19 protein-coding genes are annotated in these 17541 nt (G+C 67.0%); 10 read left to right on the top strand and 9 right to left on the bottom strand.

Annotation, left to right across the window (positions count from 1 at the left end):
- Nucleotides 1-5: 5 nt before the first annotated feature.
- The 3 genes from BLU74_RS14005 to BLU74_RS13995 all read right to left on the bottom strand — a co-directional run bounded on the left by BLU74_RS14005 (nt 6) and on the right by BLU74_RS13995 (nt 2144).
- Nucleotides 6-464, bottom strand: coding sequence for a CopD family protein (locus BLU74_RS14005; RefSeq protein WP_089768394.1), 459 nt, complete (start codon nt 462-464; stop codon nt 6-8).
- Between the two features lie 86 nt (nt 465-550).
- A complete protein-coding gene (locus BLU74_RS14000) occupies nt 551-1246 on the bottom strand; it encodes a YqjF family protein (RefSeq protein WP_089768392.1) in 696 nt (231 codons plus the stop codon).
- Between the two features lie 73 nt (nt 1247-1319).
- Nucleotides 1320-2144 (bottom strand): inositol monophosphatase family protein, encoded by an 825-nt coding sequence (locus tag BLU74_RS13995; protein WP_089768389.1) that lies wholly within the window; start codon nt 2142-2144, stop codon nt 1320-1322.
- 108 nt (nt 2145-2252) lie between these two features.
- On the opposite strand from BLU74_RS13995, the gene BLU74_RS13990 reads away from it, so the two are divergent.
- From BLU74_RS13990 to BLU74_RS13960, 7 genes are all read left to right on the top strand, one after another.
- Nucleotides 2253-2768: a macro domain-containing protein gene (locus tag BLU74_RS13990; protein ID WP_089768387.1), complete on the top strand. Its 516-nt coding sequence runs from the start codon at nt 2253-2255 to the stop codon at nt 2766-2768.
- Entirely contained in the window at nt 2758-2985 is a 228-nt protein-coding gene (locus BLU74_RS13985; protein ID WP_245705810.1) for a DUF8145 family protein, read from the top strand. The genes BLU74_RS13990 and BLU74_RS13985 overlap by 11 nt, the downstream gene beginning before the upstream one ends.
- A 99-nt stretch (nt 2986-3084) precedes the next feature.
- On the top strand, nt 3085-3459 hold the full coding sequence (locus BLU74_RS13980; protein ID WP_089768385.1) for a winged helix-turn-helix domain-containing protein: 375 nt from the start codon (nt 3085-3087) through the stop codon (nt 3457-3459).
- Nucleotides 3459-3752, top strand: a complete 294-nt coding sequence (locus BLU74_RS13975) for a DUF7521 family protein (RefSeq protein WP_089768384.1) — start codon at nt 3459-3461, stop codon at nt 3750-3752. Before BLU74_RS13980 ends, BLU74_RS13975 begins: the two co-directional genes overlap by 1 nt.
- Nucleotides 3753-3822: 70 nt before the next feature.
- Nucleotides 3823-4248 (top strand): thioredoxin, encoded by a 426-nt coding sequence (gene trxA, locus BLU74_RS13970; RefSeq protein ID WP_089768447.1) that lies wholly within the window; start codon nt 3823-3825, stop codon nt 4246-4248.
- Between the two features lie 129 nt (nt 4249-4377).
- The gene (locus BLU74_RS13965; RefSeq protein WP_089768382.1) at nt 4378-5343 is read left to right on the top strand and encodes a ribose 1,5-bisphosphate isomerase; all 966 of its coding nucleotides are present in this window, start codon (nt 4378-4380) and stop codon (nt 5341-5343) included.
- Between the two features lie 52 nt (nt 5344-5395).
- Complete coding sequence (locus BLU74_RS13960; RefSeq protein WP_175454660.1) at nt 5396-6064, top strand: DUF2238 domain-containing protein; 669 nt, start codon at nt 5396-5398, stop codon at nt 6062-6064.
- 72 nt (nt 6065-6136) lie between these two features.
- Here BLU74_RS13960 and rbcL read toward each other — a convergent pair whose 3' ends face one another.
- The 4 genes from rbcL to BLU74_RS13940 form a co-directional block, all read right to left on the bottom strand.
- Entirely contained in the window at nt 6137-7414 is a 1278-nt protein-coding gene (gene rbcL, locus BLU74_RS13955) for a type III ribulose-bisphosphate carboxylase (protein ID WP_089768380.1), read from the bottom strand.
- A gap of 86 nt (nt 7415-7500) precedes the next feature.
- Nucleotides 7501-9501: a DEAD/DEAH box helicase gene (locus BLU74_RS13950; RefSeq protein ID WP_089768378.1), complete on the bottom strand. Its 2001-nt coding sequence runs from the start codon at nt 9499-9501 to the stop codon at nt 7501-7503.
- A gap of 204 nt (nt 9502-9705) precedes the next feature.
- Nucleotides 9706-10722 (bottom strand): agmatinase, encoded by a 1017-nt coding sequence (speB, locus tag BLU74_RS13945; protein ID WP_089768376.1) that lies wholly within the window; start codon nt 10720-10722, stop codon nt 9706-9708.
- A gap of 1 nt (nt 10723) precedes the next feature.
- Complete coding sequence (locus tag BLU74_RS13940) at nt 10724-12058, bottom strand: aspartate aminotransferase family protein (protein WP_089768374.1); 1335 nt, start codon at nt 12056-12058, stop codon at nt 10724-10726.
- Between the two features lie 212 nt (nt 12059-12270).
- Here BLU74_RS13940 and BLU74_RS13935 point away from each other — a divergent pair, with 212 nt between their 5' ends.
- A complete protein-coding gene (locus tag BLU74_RS13935) occupies nt 12271-13233 on the top strand; it encodes an NrpR regulatory domain-containing protein (protein ID WP_089768372.1) in 963 nt (320 codons plus the stop codon).
- Here the strand turns inward: BLU74_RS13935 and BLU74_RS13930 are convergent, their stop codons facing one another.
- Complete coding sequence (locus BLU74_RS13930; protein ID WP_089768370.1) at nt 13234-13461, bottom strand: hypothetical protein; 228 nt, start codon at nt 13459-13461, stop codon at nt 13234-13236.
- A complete protein-coding gene (locus tag BLU74_RS13925) occupies nt 13461-14969 on the bottom strand; it encodes a sodium:solute symporter family protein (RefSeq protein WP_089768368.1) in 1509 nt (502 codons plus the stop codon). Before BLU74_RS13925 ends, BLU74_RS13930 begins: the two co-directional genes overlap by 1 nt.
- Before the next feature lie 148 nt (nt 14970-15117).
- Here BLU74_RS13925 and BLU74_RS13920 point away from each other — a divergent pair, with 148 nt between their 5' ends.
- Both BLU74_RS13920 and BLU74_RS13915 read left to right on the top strand, forming a co-directional pair.
- Nucleotides 15118-15750, top strand: a complete 633-nt coding sequence (locus BLU74_RS13920; RefSeq protein ID WP_089768366.1) for a cyclase family protein — start codon at nt 15118-15120, stop codon at nt 15748-15750.
- 55 nt (nt 15751-15805) lie between these two features.
- Nucleotides 15806-17485: an aldehyde ferredoxin oxidoreductase family protein gene (locus tag BLU74_RS13915; protein ID WP_089768364.1), complete on the top strand. Its 1680-nt coding sequence runs from the start codon at nt 15806-15808 to the stop codon at nt 17483-17485.
- Nucleotides 17486-17541 lie beyond the last annotated feature (56 nt).

Raw genomic sequence — 17541 nt, 5'->3', positions numbered from 1 at the left:
GGTACTCAGTACAGCACGATTCCCGAGGAGAGCAGTCCGGCGTCGACGAGCAGGAGGAGGCCGACCACCGCAGCCACGCGAAAGAGCGTCGTCACCTCCGCGGCGGGTGTGCGGACTCGCTTCTCCTGGAGTCCGTCGACGAGCCGGCTCCGCCCGATCTCGACCAGCGCGGTGAACACGAGCCACAGGACGAGCATCGCCAACACGAGGTGGCCACGACTGCTCCCGGTGAGGCTGCCGACAGTGTATCCGGTGCCGGCGAGGTGCCCGCCGGTCAGCAGCATCACGACCGAGGCGCCGCGAGAGAGGTAGACGAGTCGATCGGCGATCGTCTCCAGGGGAGCCGCGTCGATCGCGCCGTCGACGGCGCTCGGGAGCACGGCTCCGGCGACGAAGACGACGCTTCCGACCCACAGCCCTCCGACGACGGTGTGGAGCGTCCGCATTACGGTGTCGAGTACCATAAATAGCGAGATGGACCGGCGGCGCTTGAAACCCGGCGATCCCCGACGACCGACCGCGTGACCGTTCGCCGGATCGCCGCGTCGAGTTATGCGCGCCGGAGCGGGCCCGCACTGACTTCGGTCCCGGGGGAGTAGTGGACGAGTGGCGTTCCTGCGGGTTCATCGAAGCCGCCCGCGGCGAACAGCGTGTTCGACTCGATCTCGGCTTTCCCTTCCTGCAGCGGCCACGGCGGGTGTTCGATGTCGCCGTAGTAGAGTTTCCCGTCGCCTGCGGTGTAGAACCGGTAGTTCTCGGTCAGGAAGGCTTCGAGCGTCCCCGACTCCGGCGTGAACTGCTCGCCGGTGGGCCGATACGACGCCTCGAATCGCGCGGGGGCCACGCCCGCGTGATCGCGTCGGCTCCGCATCGACAGTTCCGGCGTCCCGTCGTGGTCCTCACGCGTCACCCGGATCTCCGCACGGTAGTACGGGAGCTCGAACACGGTCCGAGCGACAGAGACGCCGAGGCGATCGTCGGCGTCGAGACTGAAGAAGTAGACGCCGTGCTCGTCGCTCCCGGGGCGCGTCACGTACGTCCGGAGGTTCAGTTCCGGAAACGAGAGCCCGACCGGCGAGCCGCGCGGACGGATGTCCGACATCACGAAGCCGACGACGCCGAGCCACGCGTCGCCGTCGTAGGTGGCGACGTCGAGGCCGGCCGGCAGCGCTGCGGCGACGACGTCGGGATCGACCGGCCAGTGGGCGAAGAGCGCGTCGCGCCACTGCATTCGGAGTACGTTCATATTCGGTATACGGCCCCGACGTACTTTCGCCTTCCTCGCTGGTTCGTCACACGTGAACGCGATTCAGGCGGTCCTACGCGTCGATCCCCGCGGTCGCGGCCTCGACGAGTGCGTCGAGTTTCGCCTCCTCGGGCGCGGCGACGTAGAGGTGTCCGACCCCGATCTCGTCGGCGTCCTCGCCGTCGAGCGGGACGACGCGGTTCGCGACCCCAGCCTCGCTTGCGAGAAGCGTCCCGACGTACTGCTCGTACACGTCCGGGCGGTAGGCGACGAGGCCTTCGATGCTGCCGCGGGCGAGGAGACCCCAATCGACGCACGGAGACCACGTGTTGATCGTGCGTTTGCAGACGTCTCCGAGGGCGTCCTCGACCGCTGTCGCAGTGGCCCGATCCGTCTCGTCCCGGATGGCGGGGAGTCCGACGACGAACGAGACCGTGCCCTGCGGGAGCGAGAGGTCACTCTCGGCGTGCAGTCGCTCCCCGTCGACTGTCGCACCTCCGCCGCGGCGCGCGAGATACAGCGAGTCCGGAAGCGGCTCGTAGATGGCCGAGACGAGCGGTTCCCCGTCTTCGAGGACACACGCGGCCGTCGCAAACGACGGGAGCCCAGCGGCGAAGTTGTTGGTCCCGTCCAGCGGGTCGACGACCCACTCGTACCGATGTGACCCGTTCCGCCCCGACTCCTCGCCGTGGATCGCGTGCGTCGGATAGGCATCAGTGATCACGTCGACGATCCGGCGCTCGGCAGTCTCGTCGGCAGCGGACTTCACGTCGTGGGTGCCGTACTCGGCCTCGATCTCACGGTCACGGAAGGCGTCCGCGAGGTAGTCGCCGCCGGCACGGACTGCTCGCGCGGCGATGGCCTCGAGCACCGCTGGCTCGGGAGCGCTGTCGTCCATATCTGCGCAACGGGCCGACCGCAACAAGAGCGTTCGGTCTTCCACTCGGGGAACCGCCCGCTCGCGAGGCGCCGCCGGTATTTTTGCCGTCGCTCTCGATTATTCAGTATGGAGCTTACCGTCGTCAAGGGGGACATCGCCCAGCAGTCCGCAGACGCCCTCGTCAACGCCGCCGGAACGAGCCTCGTGATGGGCTCCGGCGTCGCCGGGGCACTCCGCCGCGCCGGCGGTGAGGCGCTGAACGACGCCGCGGTCGCGAAGGGGTCGATCGCCCTCGGAGCGGTCGCCGTCACCGACGCCTACGACCTCGATGCGGAGTACGTGGTCCACGCGGCCGTGATGCCGCACTACGGCGACGGTCAGGCGACGGCGTCGAGCATCCGCGACGCGACGAGCAACGCGCTGGCGCGCGCTGACGAACTGGCCTGTGAATCCGTCGTGGTCCCCCCGCTCGGGTGCGGCGTCGCGGGCTTCCCGCTCGAAGAGGGAGCGCGGCTGATCGCCGAGGAGATCCGCGCGTTCGACCCCGACTCCCTCGACGACGTTCGGTTCATCACGTACGGAGACGACAGCTACGAGACCGTCTCAGACGTCGCCGATGCCGTCCGTTCCGATGATGCGTGAGCGGCCCGAGACGATGGAGATCCCCGACGACGCGCCCGACATCTGCCCGGTGTGTGAGACCGACTACGACTCGGTCTCAGCGCACGATGCCGGACTGATGGTGAACCTCCTGGACAACGAGCGGTACCGCCGGGTCTGCTTCGATCCCGTCCTCGTCGAGGGCGAGGCCAGAGTGTACTTCTACCACCACACCCACGAGCAAGCGGACACGGCGTGAACGCGCCGCTTCAGGGGTATCACCTCGCGTCCGAAAGATCGTTACGGAGACGAGTGCGTCCCGAGACATTAATACATCCGGTGTCCGTCGGATTCGGTAATGGCGCGCGAGCCGTCCGTGGAGGAGTCAGCTGATCTTCAGTCAGTCCTCGATGCGCTGGACGACGCAGACGGGAGGGCCATCATCCGGGAGCTCGACGAGCCACGCACGGCCAGCGAACTCTCGGAGGATTGCGACATTCCGCTGTCGACCACGTATCGAAAGCTCGACCTCCTGACCGAGGCGGATCTGCTCGAAGAGGGGACCGAGATCCGCTCTGATGGCCACCACACGACCACCTACGCGGTGGCGTTCGAGGAGGTCCGGATCGCGCTCACTGAATCCAGAACGCTCGACGTCGAGGTGGTCAAGACAGACCAGACCCCCGAAGACCGGCTCGCCGACATCTGGACCGCCGTACGGGAGGAAACATAATGGTACACGCAGATCTCTCAGCGAGTGTCGCAACAGGTATCGTCGCGGTGAAGACGGGGATTCTCGTCCTCGGTGGACTCATCACGTACTTCTCGCTGAAAGCATATCGGAGCACCGGCGCCCGAGCGCTGCGCTCGCTCGCGATCGGGTTCGGGATCATCACGCTCGGGTCCCTGCTCGGCGGGACGTTCGACTTCATCCTCGGTGTCGACATCACGACCGGCATCCTCATCGACGCCGCGCTCACGTTCGTCGGCTTCGCTGTCATCACCTACTCACTGTACGCAGAGTAGTATCTTCCCCCGATTGTATTGTTCTTAGTTTGCAAAACTGTTTTATTCGCAGAGCGCGTACGACGTGATGATGAGCGAAGCAAGCCCGGACGACGAAATCGACGAGATCAAAGCACAAAAACGCAAGAAACTGGCGTCACAACTCGAAGACGATGGTGATGACGGTGCTGAAGCCGTCCCCTCGGAGCCCATCCACGTGAACGGCGCGTCGGAGTTCGAGGAGGCCCTCTCGTCGTACGACGTGGTCCTCGTCGATTTCCACGCGGAATGGTGTGGACCGTGCAAGATGCTCGAACCCACCGTCGAGTCGCTCGCGGGGAGCACCGACGCCGCCGTGGTCAAAGTCGATATCGATCAGAACCAACAGCTCGCACAGCAGTTCCAGGTCCGCGGTGTGCCGACGCTGATGCTGTTCAGCGACGGCGAGGCGGTCGAACAGCTGGTCGGTGTCCGCGACGAGTCGACGTACCGGTCGCTGATCGAACAGTACCTGTAAGCTGTCGGTCACGCCGTTCCGATCCGGTTGCGGTCGCCCCACAACGTTCCTCCTCCAGCGTTCCCCCACCCCCGATCGGGACCCCGCCGGCGGGGTCGCGTTTTTCAGCCGCCGCGTCGAAGAGCCAGTATGAACGGCGCTCCGACCGAACCCGAAGTCGTCGACGAGGTCCACGGCGTCGCCGCGGACATCGGTTCGATGGAGATCCGTGGCGCGGCGACCATCGCCGACACTGCCGCGCGGGCGCTCGGCGTTCAGGCCGCCGAGAGCGAGGCCGACGAGCCGTCGACGTTCCGCGCGCAGCTTCGCGCCGCCGCCCGCGTCCTCTACGACACTCGACCGACGGCCGTGAGCCTCCCGAACGCGCTCCGGTACGTCTTCCGCGACGTGGAAGGGACGACGGTGGAGGAACTCCGTACGAGCGTCCGCGCGAGCGTCGCGGAGTTCCGTGACCGACTGGATACGGCCCAGAACGACCTCGGTCGGGTGGGCGCGAACCGCCTCCGCGACGGCGACACGGTGATGACGCACTGCCACTCGACAGACGTGCTCGCCTGCATCGAGACCGCCGTCGAGCAGGGGAAGTCGCTGTCGGCGTACGTCAAAGAGACACGGCCTCGGAACCAGGGCCACATCACCGCCGACGCGCTCGCGGACATCGGCGTCGACGTCACGCTGATCGTCGACTCCGCGGCGCGGCGTTACCTCAACGACGTCGACCACGTCCTCGTTGGGGCCGACAGCATCGCCGCCGACGGGTCGGTGATCAACAAGATCGGCACGAGCGGGCTCGCGGTCAACGCCCGCGATCGCGGGACGCCAATTGTTTGTGCCGCGCAGACGATCAAACTCCACCCAGGAACGCTCACCGGCCACACGGTCGACATCGAGATGCGCGCGGAATCGGAGGTGATCGACGACGAGCAGGCGGCGAAGATCGGCGATCCAACGGTCCTGAACCCGGCGTTCGACGTGACGCCCCCGCGCTACGTCGACGCCATCGTCACCGAACGCGGCCAGTACCCACCGGAGAGCATCGTCACGCTGATGCGCGACCTGTTCGGTGAGGGCTCAGACCACCCCTGGGACGCCTGAGGGTCACGCCACCACAGAAAGGTTTTACCCGCGCGTCGGTCATCTCGCGTCGATGGCGACTTCCCAATATCTGTCCCCGAAGCTCGTCGTGGGCGTCGGGTCCCTCCTCCTCGCCCTCGCTGCGACGTGGGCGACCGCGCGGACGTCGGGCTATCCGGACCGGCACGCCCTCCGCTCGTGGCCCGCGGTGCTGGCCGGCCGCCTTCGTCGAGAGGTACCGCGTCGCAACTCGCTGACGGCCGCGTGGGGCGCGCTCGCAGGGTGGTCCCTGCTCGTCTCGGTGCTTCACTTCGGCGGGGTGCTCTACAACGTCTACACGGTCGTCCCGTGGTGGGACCTCCTCACGCACGCGATGGGCGGGTTCGGCGTCGCCGCGCTCCTCGGTCTCACGTTCCGGCGGTCGACGCTCCGCGCGCCGCTCTGGGTCGTCCCGGCCGTCCTCGCGATCGGTGCGGGCTTCGAGGTCTACGAGTTCCTGTTCAAGCGCTTCTGGCACCACTGGACGCTCGGGTTCTACATCGAAGACACGGTCATCGACCTCGTGGTCAACACGAGCGGAGCGGTCGTGTTCGCACTCGCGGCGAGGGGGTACCGACGGCGCATCGCCGCCCCCGTCTCGGCCGCTGCCGGCGACCCCGTCGTCGTCGCCGACGGGGATGGCGCTCCCGCTGGCGACGATACGGAGTCCGTGGAGACCGACGAACCGGACCGCTCCCGGTGAAGCCGTCGCGAACGGAACGAGAAACTCCGCTCCGCGCCGATCTGTCAGTGCCGAGGCCACCGCCTCGGAGAGTTATCTCGGTGTCTCGGTCCCCCACTCGTCGATCGCTGTCGCGAGCGCGGGACTCTCTTCGGCCTTCGCTTCGAGTGACCTCCCCGCCGCGTAGGCGTCGACGGCCGCTCGGAGCGCCTTCGCGCCCTCGTGGGTCCCGTGGGGGTGGCCGTGGATCCCCCCACCGGCCTGGACGCAGACGTTCGTCCCCGTGGCGTCCAGTAGGTCCGGAACCAGGCCGGGGTGGAGGCCGCCGGAGGCCACCGGCAGGACGTCGTTCAGCCCGTAGTGGTCGTCCCGAAGCCACGCGTTGATGCCGACGGTGTCCTCGTTGGCGAGTTTGCCGAGTCCCACGGTACCGGTGTGTAGTTGGTCGACGCCGACGAGGCGGGCGATCTGTGCGAGCACGCGCATCGAGACGCCGTGGTGCGACAGGCGGTCGAACGCGGCGTGCATCGCCCGGTGGGCGTGGATCGCGAGCCCCAACTCTTCACACCGCTCGCGGACGGTCTGGACCGCCGCCCAGCCGGTGGTGATCACGTCGACCATCACGTACTCACAGCCCTCGCTGGCGACCTGATCGACGCGTTCGAGCATCTCGTTGGTGCCCGCGGTGACGTTGATGAGGTAGGACTTGGGCTCGCCGGTCTCCTCGGCAGCGCGGTCGCGCTGGGCGAGGCTCTCCACCAGGCGGTCGTGGAAGGGGTTGAACGCCTGGTCGGTGAGGTTCTCGTCGTCCTTCAGGAGATCCACGCCGCCCGTCCAGGCCTCGTAGCCGACCTCGGCGTGGGTCTCCGTCGAGAGGCCGACCTTCGGCTTCGGGACCGTCGCCAAGATGGGACGGTCTGCGACGCCGAAGATCTCCTCGCGCACGTCGGAGCCGAACTGCGGCCCCGGAAACGACGTCGTCAGCCCCTCCGGCCACTCGCAGTCCGCCAACCGGATCGAATCGACCGCCTTCATCCCCATAATGTTCCCCGCGATACAGGAGAGGATCTGTGGCATACTGCCGGGCTCGAACAGCCCCTCGGGGTAGGCGACCTTGATCTCGGTCCCGGCACTGTCGGCCGCCCCCGACTCGTCGTCGCCGATCGCGAACGCCGTCGCGCCCATATCGGTGAATCCCTCGCCGGTCGGGAGCGCGGCCCACGTTCCGTTCGACGACTCTGAGGCGACCCGGGAGGCAGCCTCCTCGACGGTCATCCCCGCCGCCGGTTCGATCCGGAAGGTGCAGACGAGGTCGGCGGCTGCCGGGTCGTACGACAGGTCGATGAAGTCCTCGTAAGTGATGCCAGCCATACCCGTACGGTTCACGGCGTGGGCTGATAAATACAGACGCCGAGTGGGGCCGCTCGCCGACGTCTCGTCCTGCTGACGCCACCCGCCTACGTCCGACGGCGGTCGGCGGCTCCCCCGAGCGACTCGCCGAGGTCGGCTCGGACCGACTCGAAGATCGACACGTCGGCACCGAGTGTCTCCGCGAGGGCGTCGCCGGCCCCGAGCAGCCACGCCGCACGCTCGACGTGCGACTCGACGTCGCCGGGGCCGATCCGGTAGCGCTCGACCAGCGTCTCGATGGTCGCTCCCTCGCTCCACTCCCGCAGGATGCGCGCGAGTTTGATCGCACAGAGCCACTCCTCGAAGTCCGCGGCCTCGTCGGGACCGGTGGTGAACTCCGCGGCGTGCCGCGTCGCGTACCGGTAGATCTCGGCGCGCTCGCGGTTGCCCAGGTATGTACCCCGCATGTCGGGCGTCTCGCAGACGACGCCCAGCGCAGTGAGGGGGGTGACGTCGCCGTCAGGCATCGATTCGATCGTCCGGATCCCGGCCAGCAGTCGCGCGCCCGTCTCGGGGCGCACGTACTGCGTCGAGACCGTCTCGCCGAGGGCCGTCGCCGCGAGTGTCTCGGGGCTGGGATCGCCGTCCGCTGCCGATTCGCTATGTCCCTCGCGACTCGGGTCCACGTCCAGGAGCTCCATCTCGGCCAGTTCGTCGACGACGCTGCCCAGCAACCCCGATAAGTCGACGTCCGGCGACTGGTGGGCGAAGAAGGTCGCGTCCAGAAGATCGAGCACCCCGGAGATCGAGTCCGCGAAGCCGGAGGCGACGACCGAGAGGACGTGCGTCCGGAGCGCGTCGCGGGCGGTCAGTTGCGACTCGACGGCTTCGGGGCCAGCCTCGACGTAGCGGGCTTCGATCTCTCCGGCCGTGTGTTCGTCGCCGACGAGGATCGCTTCGCCGTACGGATCCAGGTGCGGCCGGCCGGCACGGCCACACATCTGGTGGACCTCAAGCGTCGAGAGCCACGACATCTCCTCGCCCGTGTAGCGCTTCAGGTCGCGGACGACGACTCTGCGTGCGGGGACGTTCACGCCCGCCGCCAGCGTCGGTGTCGCACAGATCACCTGCAGCGAGCGGTCGCGGAACGCCGACTCGACCAGTGCACGGTGCTCGCTCACGAGGCCCGCGTGGTGGAAACCGACGCCGGACTCGATCGCCGCGGCCAGTTGGCGGCCGGTCTCGGTCCCGCCGGCCTCGCGAACGGACTCGGCGACGTCGGCGGCCTCTCCCTCGGCGGTCCGAGCCAGGCGCGTCGCCAGCGATTCCGCCTCGCGGCGCGAGCGGACGAACGCGAGACACTGGCCACCGCCGTCGACGACGTCGTCCACGAGCGCGGCGGTCACCTCCGTGTCCCGCTCCTCGTCCGGGCCGACGGGGCCAACGTCGACGGCGAGTACGCTCTCGTCGTCGAATTCGACGCGCTCGTCGGTATAGACACCTGTCCGGAGGTCCACCGGTCGCCAGGTCGATTCCACCAACTCCGCGTCGAGCCACGCCGCGACGTCCCCGGGATTGTCGATCGTCGCCGACAGCGCGACGATCTGAACGCCGGGCGCGCGGCGCTGGAGGGTCGCGAGCGTGACTTCGAGCGTGGGACCCCGACGCGGCCGACCGAGCAGGTGGACCTCGTCGACCACGACACAGGCGAGGTCTGCAACCCACGACGCACCGTTCCTGATCGCGGAGTCGACCTTTTCCGCGGTCGCAACGACGATATCCTCGCCGCCCAGTTCTTCGGCGGGGGAGTCGAAGTCGCCGGTCGAGATGCCGACGCTGACGCCGGGGAGTTCGGCGAAGGACTCGTACTTCTCGCGGGCGAGCGCGCGGAGGGGGACGATGTACAGCGCCGGCCCGTCGGCGGTCAGCATCGCTAGTTCGGCGATCAGGGTCTTTCCGGACGCTGTCGGGATCGCGGCGACGACGTTCTCGCCCGCTGTCACACCGGCTTCGACGGCTGCGGCCTGTGGCGGATACAGTTCGTCGATCCCCGACGCACGGTAGTGCTCGCGGACGGGTGCGGAGACGGGGAGATCCCGGACGTACACGGTGGTACGTGGGGCGGTATCGTATAAAAACTCGCGGCGGGTTCGACGCGATCGTTTATATACGAAGACGGAACCAAGCACGCTGTGACGTAAGCGATGCCCTGCGTCGGGTCGCGGTTGTTCGGCACGACCGACGTGGGCGACGGTCACGAGTGCCGACTGTTCGCAATCTCGGTGGCACGGACACGCCGCGCGACAGCCGCCTCAGTGGGCGAACCGCTGTTCGAGCAGCGTCGTCAGCAGGTACGCCCCCAGTCGCGCGGTGCCGTCGGTCGGATCCTGGGGCGGCGCGACCTCCATCAGATCGGCGGCCGCGACGGCGTCGTGGGTGCCGAGTCGCTCCATCACGGACAGCGCCTGCGACGCCGAGAGCCCGCCGGGTTCGGGCGTTCCCGTCCCCGGCGCGACTGCGGGATCGACCGAGTCGATATCGAACGTCACGTAGACGGCGTCGGTGTCGGCCGCGGCCGCCGCGATCGCCGCCTCCACGACGTCGGTGATGCCGCGCTGTTCAACGTCGCGCATCGTGAACACCGACAGGCCGGTCTCCTCGGCGAACTCGAAGAACCCGGGCGACTCGTAGCCGCGGATGCCGACCTGTGCGACGTGCTCGTAGTCGGTGTACGGGGACTCCGCGATGTGGTGCGTCGAGGAGCCGTGGAAGTGCTCCCCGAAGAGCGCGCTCTCGGACGTCGTGTCGGTGTGGGCGTCGATCTGGACGAGGCCGACGGTGTCGTGGCTACTGCCCGCGGCGAACCCCTCGAACGCGGGGAACGTACAGTAGTGATCGCCGCCAACGACCACCGGCATCACGCCCTGTTCGGCGACGGTCGCGACGTGGGCGGTGATCGACTCGGCCGTCGTCTCGCGATCCATCGGGAAGACGGGCACGTCGCCGCAGTCAACCAGATCGAGGGCACTGAAGTCGACCTGTCGACCCGTGCGGATGTTGGTCAGGCCGCCTTTGTACCCCGAGAGATACGCCGGCCAGCCGCTGGCTCGGCGGACGGCGCGTGGCCCGTAGCGCGTTCCCGGGCGGTTGCTCACCGCGCCGTCGTAGGGGACGCCGAGGACGGCAGCGTCGGCTCCGGAGACATCCTCGACGTCGGCGATCTCCCGCTTCAGGAACGTGTCGAACCCCGCGTAGGGGAGCTCGACGCCGCTCCCCGGAGTGGACTCCCGGAACGCCGTTACGCGACTCTCGTGCTGTTCCGGGTTCATCTCAGGCACCCGAATCCTCTCGATGGGCTTCGATCGCTGCTCCGAGGGCCTCGACGGCGCGTTCGAGCTGGTCCCGAGAAATGGTCAGCGGCGGCTGGAACCGCATCACGTTCTTGTGGAATCCGCCGACGCCGATCACGATCCCGTCTTCGCGAAGCTGCTTGCCGACCGCCTTCGCGAGCTTCGGATCGGGCGCGGGCGCGACGTCCATCCGGCCGGTCTCCTGCGGATCGACGAGTTCGATGCCTTGCATCAGGCCCAGTCCGCGTGCATCGCCGACGACGTCGTACTCGCGTTCCAACTCAGCCAACTGCTCGTGCAGCCACGCTCCCTGCTCTCGGGCGTTGTCGATGATGCCGTTCTCTAGCTCTTCGATGGTCGCCAGCGCGGCGGCACACGCCACGGGGTTGCCCCCGAACGTCGAGAGGTGATCGCCGGCCTCGAAGGCGTCTGCGACCTCCGCGCTCGCGGTGAACGCCCCCAGCGGAAGCCCGTTGGCAATGCCCTTCGCCTGCGGCATGATGTCGGGCACGACGTCGAAGTGATCTGACGCCCACAGTTCCCCGGTGCGGCCGTAGCCGGCCTGCACCTCGTCGACGATGAGGAGCGCACCGTGGTCGTGAGCGATCTCTTTCACCCGCGAGAGCCAGCCTTCCGGCGGGACGATGATCCCCCCTTCGCCCATCACGGGTTCGACGACGACCGCGGCCAGGTCGTCGGCGGTGTGGGTGTCGATGACGTGCTCGACGTCCTCGGCGCAGGCGCACGAACAGGGACCGCCGTCACACATCTGACACCGGTACGCGTACGGCGGCGCGACGTGGGACACGTCGTTGATCGTCGGGGCCATCTCGGACTTGTAGGATTTGTTCCCCGTCAGCGCCAGCGATCCCAGTGTCCGCCCGTGGAACGACATCTCGAGCGCCAGGACCTCCTTGGACCCGGTGTACTTCCGAGCGAGTTTGATCGCTCCCTCGACGGCCTCCGTCCCCGAGTTACAGAAGAACGTCTTCTGGAGATCGCCGGGCGTCACCTCGGCGAGTTTCTCCCCGAGTTCGGCCGCCGGTTGATTCGGGTGGACGTACGTACAACCGTGAACGAACTCGTCGAGTTGCTCCTTCGCGGCGTCGACGACCGCCTCGTTGTTGTGGCCCGCGTTCGTCACCGAGATGCCGGAGAACACGTCGAGATACTCGTTGCCCTCGAAGTCCTCGACGGTGCACCCCGACGCCCGCTTGATCGGGACATTCAGATTTTTCCAGATGGGCATCAGATACTCTTCGTACTGCGCTTCGACCCGCTCGTTCGACGTTGGAGGATCCGTTTGGTGTGACATATATGGAACTCCTATTCCACCTTATACGCACTTGTGCCGATGTGTTCAAAAATCTTGAGGTGGCTTTCGTCCCCTGAACGTACAGATTTGGGCATTCTCCGGCCGAAAATGACAGTCAGTGATACAATACACGGCGATTTCACACGGTAATCAATTTCCGCTTCACACGGGGTTAGGGAGGTTTTTATTCGGGGCACTCGTGGGTGTGACCGATGGCCACCGGGGGGAAGAGACGCCGGTACGACTTGCTTCGTCTCATCGACGAGAACGAACCGATCGGGAGCATTCGGCTCGTCGATATGATGCAGCAGCGCGGGTACTCGATCAAGGACCGGACGATCCGACTGATGCTCTCGGAGTTGGACGAGGAGAACCTGACCGAGAAGGTCGCCGGCAAGGGTCGACGGTTGACGTCGGACGGCCGAGAGGAACTCGAACGCGGCGACGTGAGCGGCCGACTCGAACGGATCCGCGAACGGATCGCCACTCTGACCAGCGAGGTGACCTACGACCCTGCCGAAGACGGTGGCGAGGTCGTCGCCGGGGCCGCCCAGGTCCCCACAGACCGCGTTGACGAGGCGTTCGACCTGTTGACCGCACTCCACGAATCGCCCGTCGGTCCGATCCCCGTCTCGGTGACCGACGGAGACTCGGGGGTCGAACTCGCGGTCCCCTCCAGTATCACTCTCGATGGTGTGCTCCTCTCGCGGGGAATCAACACACGCCTCGTCGCCGCCGGACTCGTCGAGTACGACGGGGAGATCACCCGTTACATCGACGCCATCAGCGGCGAGGGATCCACGATGGACGTGGTCCACCTGCTCGTCGAGGCAGACCGGACGGACGTGGATGCGATCCTACACGGCAGCGAGGGCGTCCTGATCGTCGACAGCCGGGAGTTTCCCCTCACCCGATTCGACGAGACGCAGGACCTCTCGACGGCGACCCGCGATCGGCTCGGGGGGGTGGTGAAGTTCCGTCGGCCGCGCGAGCCCGGCGAGGTGCCCACGGGGACGCAGGGGTGGGAGTTCGCCTCTCTCACCTACGGCGGCGCGGGTGAGACCGCGTTCGCGCTGCTGCACGAACACGGACTCCTCTCCGGGTGGAAATCGCTCGACGGTATCGAACCGCGGGCCGCGTTCGAGCCCGCGCCCGCGGTCCGCGAGAGACTCTGACTACGCGCCGACGACGATCCCGAGAATGATCGCGCCGAAGAACGCGGCCCACATCCCCAGCGAACGCAACGTCTCGGATTTGTCTTCGAGTTCGACCGGTCCACCCGCGGCGGTGTCCGCGTCACTGTCGAACCCTTGCGTGAGGAACCAGTAGACGACCAGCGCACCGAACAGCGCCTCAGCAACCCAGAACAGGACGATCATTCCCGTGAAGAGGCCTTGACTCATCATTCGGCATCACCCCCTTCGACGCCGCCGTCGGCCGCGACTGCCGAGCCCTCTTGGGCGATGGACTCGAAGCGGAAGTCGTCCGGGGAGACCGCGCTGACAACCGCCGTCAGCCCCGTCGAGACGAGGTGCCCGACGGCCATAATCTCCCAGAGCTTCAGCGTCGGGCTGGTCACGACGACGTCGTAACTGGCTGCGAGCAGGAACGCCGTGACCAGTTGGGAGACCACGACGCCAGTGACGAAGCCGGTCTGCGACGCCTTCGTCCAGAACAGCGAGAGCGCGAACGGGCCGACCAGCGCCGACGCGCCGATCCCGCCGATGAGCAGGAGTTGGACGAAGCTGATCGAGCCGAGCGCCAGCACCGTCGCGGCGAAGATGACGACCGCGAAGCCGATCGACGCCGCGCGGGCGACACGAAGCTGCTGATCGTCGGAAGCGCCCTTGTTGATGTGCCGGTAGTAGATGTCGCGCGAGGTGAGACTCGCGATGGCGGTGAGATACGAGTCGACCGAGGAGCCCAATACCATGAGCGCCACCAGCAGGAACAGAATCGCTGCCCAGTCGGGCATCAGCCCGAGCGCCTCGATCGAGAGGTTTCCGGGCGCGACGTCAGTGAACGCCGCGAGCCCGACGAACCCGATGACGGAGTACATCGCGATCGTCGTGAACACGCCGATGCCGCCGATGGTCAGGAACCGCGAGGTCTTATCGCGCCGGACCGCGAACACCCGCTGCCACGTCGCTAGCGAGACGACGCCCCACACGCCGAGGCCGAGCGCGTACGGCAGGAACAGCCCCTCGATCGCGTTCAGATTCGCCATCGAGAGGAACGACGAGGCCTGCGATCCGAGATTCGCGGCCATCTGTTCGTACACCTGCCCCGGCCCGCCGGCCTCCACGAGGAGGAGCGGGACGAAGATCAGCGTCAGCGCGAGTGCACTGACGAACTGCACGAAGTCCGTCGTCATCGATCCCCAGAGCCCACCGAGGAGGATGTAGATCCCGATGACGCCCATCAGGACCGCCATCACGACGTTGGGGTCGATCCCGGTCAGTCCGCCGATGACGGTGCCCCCGACGAACAGCTGGATCACGCCGCCGAGGACCATTGTGTACAGGATGACGAGGATGACGGCGAGGTGCGCCCAGTCACCGAACCGTTCGATGAAGTACTCGCTGTAGGTCAACCCCTGCGGGAACAGCTTCCGCATTCGGAGTGCGAAGGGGATGACCACGAACGAGGAGAGCACCGCCGGTGCGGCGTACATCCACAGCCCCGCGACGCCGGTGATGCCGACGTACTGCGGGACACCGAGGATGTCGCCCGCCCACATCCACGTCACGGCGAATGACGCGGTCGTCAATCCGACCTGGGCCCGGCCGCCGGCTGTGATGAACTCCTCGGTGTCCGTCACCGATTGGCGCCGGTAGATGTAGTAACTCAGCGCGATCATCGCCAGTCCCCAGAACGCGAGTAGGCCGGCACCGGTGAGTTGTGTTACCACGCCCGTTCACCTCCGATCGCCCCCGTCCCCGACCGACGAGGGTGGTAATGGATTACCATATCAAGAGAACCAGTGTGTGAGGATGTACATAAAATTTGTGCAGCCAAGTAGCATGGCTTACCTACACGTGTCACAAACTCCCACCAGAATGTCCGTCGATCTGACGCACTCGATCGAGACGGGAATGCAGACGTACCCCGACGACCCCACGGTGGAAGTACAGGACCACGCGTCACACGACGCCGACGGCTACCGGGTCGAGGCGCTCGAACTGGGGAGTCACACGGGGACGCACGTCGACGCACCCGCACACGTGATTCCGGACGGGAAGACGCTCTCGGCGTACCCGGTGGACCGCTTCGCGTTCGATGCCGTCCGGGTCGACTGCCGCGATCTCGGCCCCCGCGATCCGATTCCCCCCGAGCGCGTCCCCGAGACAGCTGCGGACTGTCTCGTCCTCTGGACCGGGTGGGACGAGCACTGGGGAACGGATCGCTATCTGGATCACCCGTATCTCTCACCGGAAGCGGCCCGTCGGTGTGCCGAACGGGGACTGGCCGTCGCCTCCGACACGCTGAATCCGGATCCGACGCCGACGCCGTCGGCCGCGGACGGCGAGCCCGAGGGGTTCGCGGCTCATCACGCGCTTCTGGAAGCCGACTGTCTGGTTCTGGAGAACCTCACGAACCTCGGCGCGGCCGCGGATCGGTTTGAGCTTCGGGCGTATCCGCTGGCACTCGGTGGCGACGGTGCGCCGGTCCGCGCCGTTGGCGTCGTCTGATCTGCCTGGCACAGGTGTGCCACCATTTATTACCGGGGACGGCCTGATATCCGATATGCTGCACACCCAGGGACCGCTCCGATCGATCGACGTGGGTGCGCGCGACACCACCACCGAATCGATCGACGACATCCTCGTCGACTTCATCGGCGGACGGGGAGTCGCGACGGCGCTCGCACACGATCGAATCCCCTTCGACGCCGACCCGCTCGGTGCGGAGAACAAACTGTACTTCACCACCGGCCCGATGCAGGCTTCGCGGATGTCGTTCACCGGGCGGATGAACTGCACGGGCATCTCGCCGCTGACGGACGGGCTCTTTTCGTCGAACGCCGGCGGCTTCCTCTCGCGGAACTTCGTCGGCGCCGGCAACGCCGCCGTCGAGATCACCGGCAAAGCCGACGAACTCCTCGCGGTCCACGTTCGCGAAGACGGGGTCACCTTCGAGCCCGTGCCGGAACTGGCCGGCGCAGAGGTCCCCGAGACGGTCGAATACGCGGCGGCGGAACACGACCTCGACCCCGAACACACCGCGTGCATCGGGCCGGCCGGCGAGAACGAGGTCCGCTTCGCATCGATTATGACGACGGAGTCGCGGGCCTTCGGTCGCGGTGGACTGGGAGCCGTCCTCGGTGCGAAGAACATCAAACTGCTGACGTTCGATGGCGAGGCCGAACCGCCCGTCGAGATCCCACCGATGCAGATGGAGGTCCACCAGGAGGCCGCCACCGACGACCACATCATGAAGCGGCAGGGCACGACCTCGGTGACGGATCTCGCGAACGAGTCCGACGCGCTCCCGGCGTACTACTTCGCCGACCAGTCGTTCGAGGGAGCCGAGGGCATCAACGGCGACCGCGTCGAGGAAAAGAAGTACAAGAAGGGCACCTGCTCGCAGTGCGCGTTCGCGTGCAAACTGCCGACGCGCGACGAGGCGACCGGGGTCGAGACGGAGGGCCCCGAGTTCGAGACCGTGATGTCGTTCGGCAGCAACTGTGGCGTCGACGACATCGTCGACGTGATGCGCGCGAACGAACTGTGCGATCGCCTCGGACTGGACGTGATCTCCGCCGGCGACGTCGTCGCCGGGTACCTCGCGAGCGAGGACCGTTTCGGCGACGCGGCCCTCGTCAGAGAGACCGTCGAGCAGATCGCACACCGCGAGGGCGTCGGTGACACGCTCGCGGAGGGAATCGACCGCGCCCACGAGGAACTGGGCGTCGAGAACTGGACGGTCAAAGGAATGGAGTTCCCGGCCCACGACGGCCGCGCGCTCAACGGGCAGGGCCTCTCCTTCGCGACGGCCAACCGCGGCGCGGATCACATGTACGCCACCTTCTACGCCTACGAGTACCCGCTCGTGCCCCGAGAGCACGCGTTCGACCCCGATGGCCTCAGCGACGAGAAGGCCGCAAAGCTCGTCGAACTCGAAAACACGCGCGCGCTCGAAGACTGCGGCGTCGTCTGTCGGTTCTCGCGCGACTTTATGACGCCCGAGCGCTTCGAGGGGCTGTTCGGCGCCGACTACGACGACCTCCTGGCGGTCGGTGGGCGCGTCGTCGAACTCGAACGACACTTCAACAATCAGCGCGGCTTCGACCGCAGCGACGACCGCCTCCCCTACGACGTCGACGGGTTCGAGGCCGCACTCGACGCCTACTACGACGTTCGCGGGTGGTCCGAGGAGGGCGTCGTCTCAGACGTCGGCGGGCCGGCGTCGACGGCGGCCGACTGAACCCCGGTCCTCGCTCGCGTCCCCGCTGCCGTTCGGGCGCGTCTGTCTCGGTCGTG

This window comes from Halobellus clavatus (genome assembly GCF_900107195.1).
Taxonomy (GTDB): Archaea; Halobacteriota; Halobacteria; order Halobacteriales; family Haloferacaceae; genus Haloquadratum; species Haloquadratum clavatum.
Note: the sequence above shows the minus strand (reverse complement) of the source record. Positions and strands in the feature narration are given on the sequence as shown.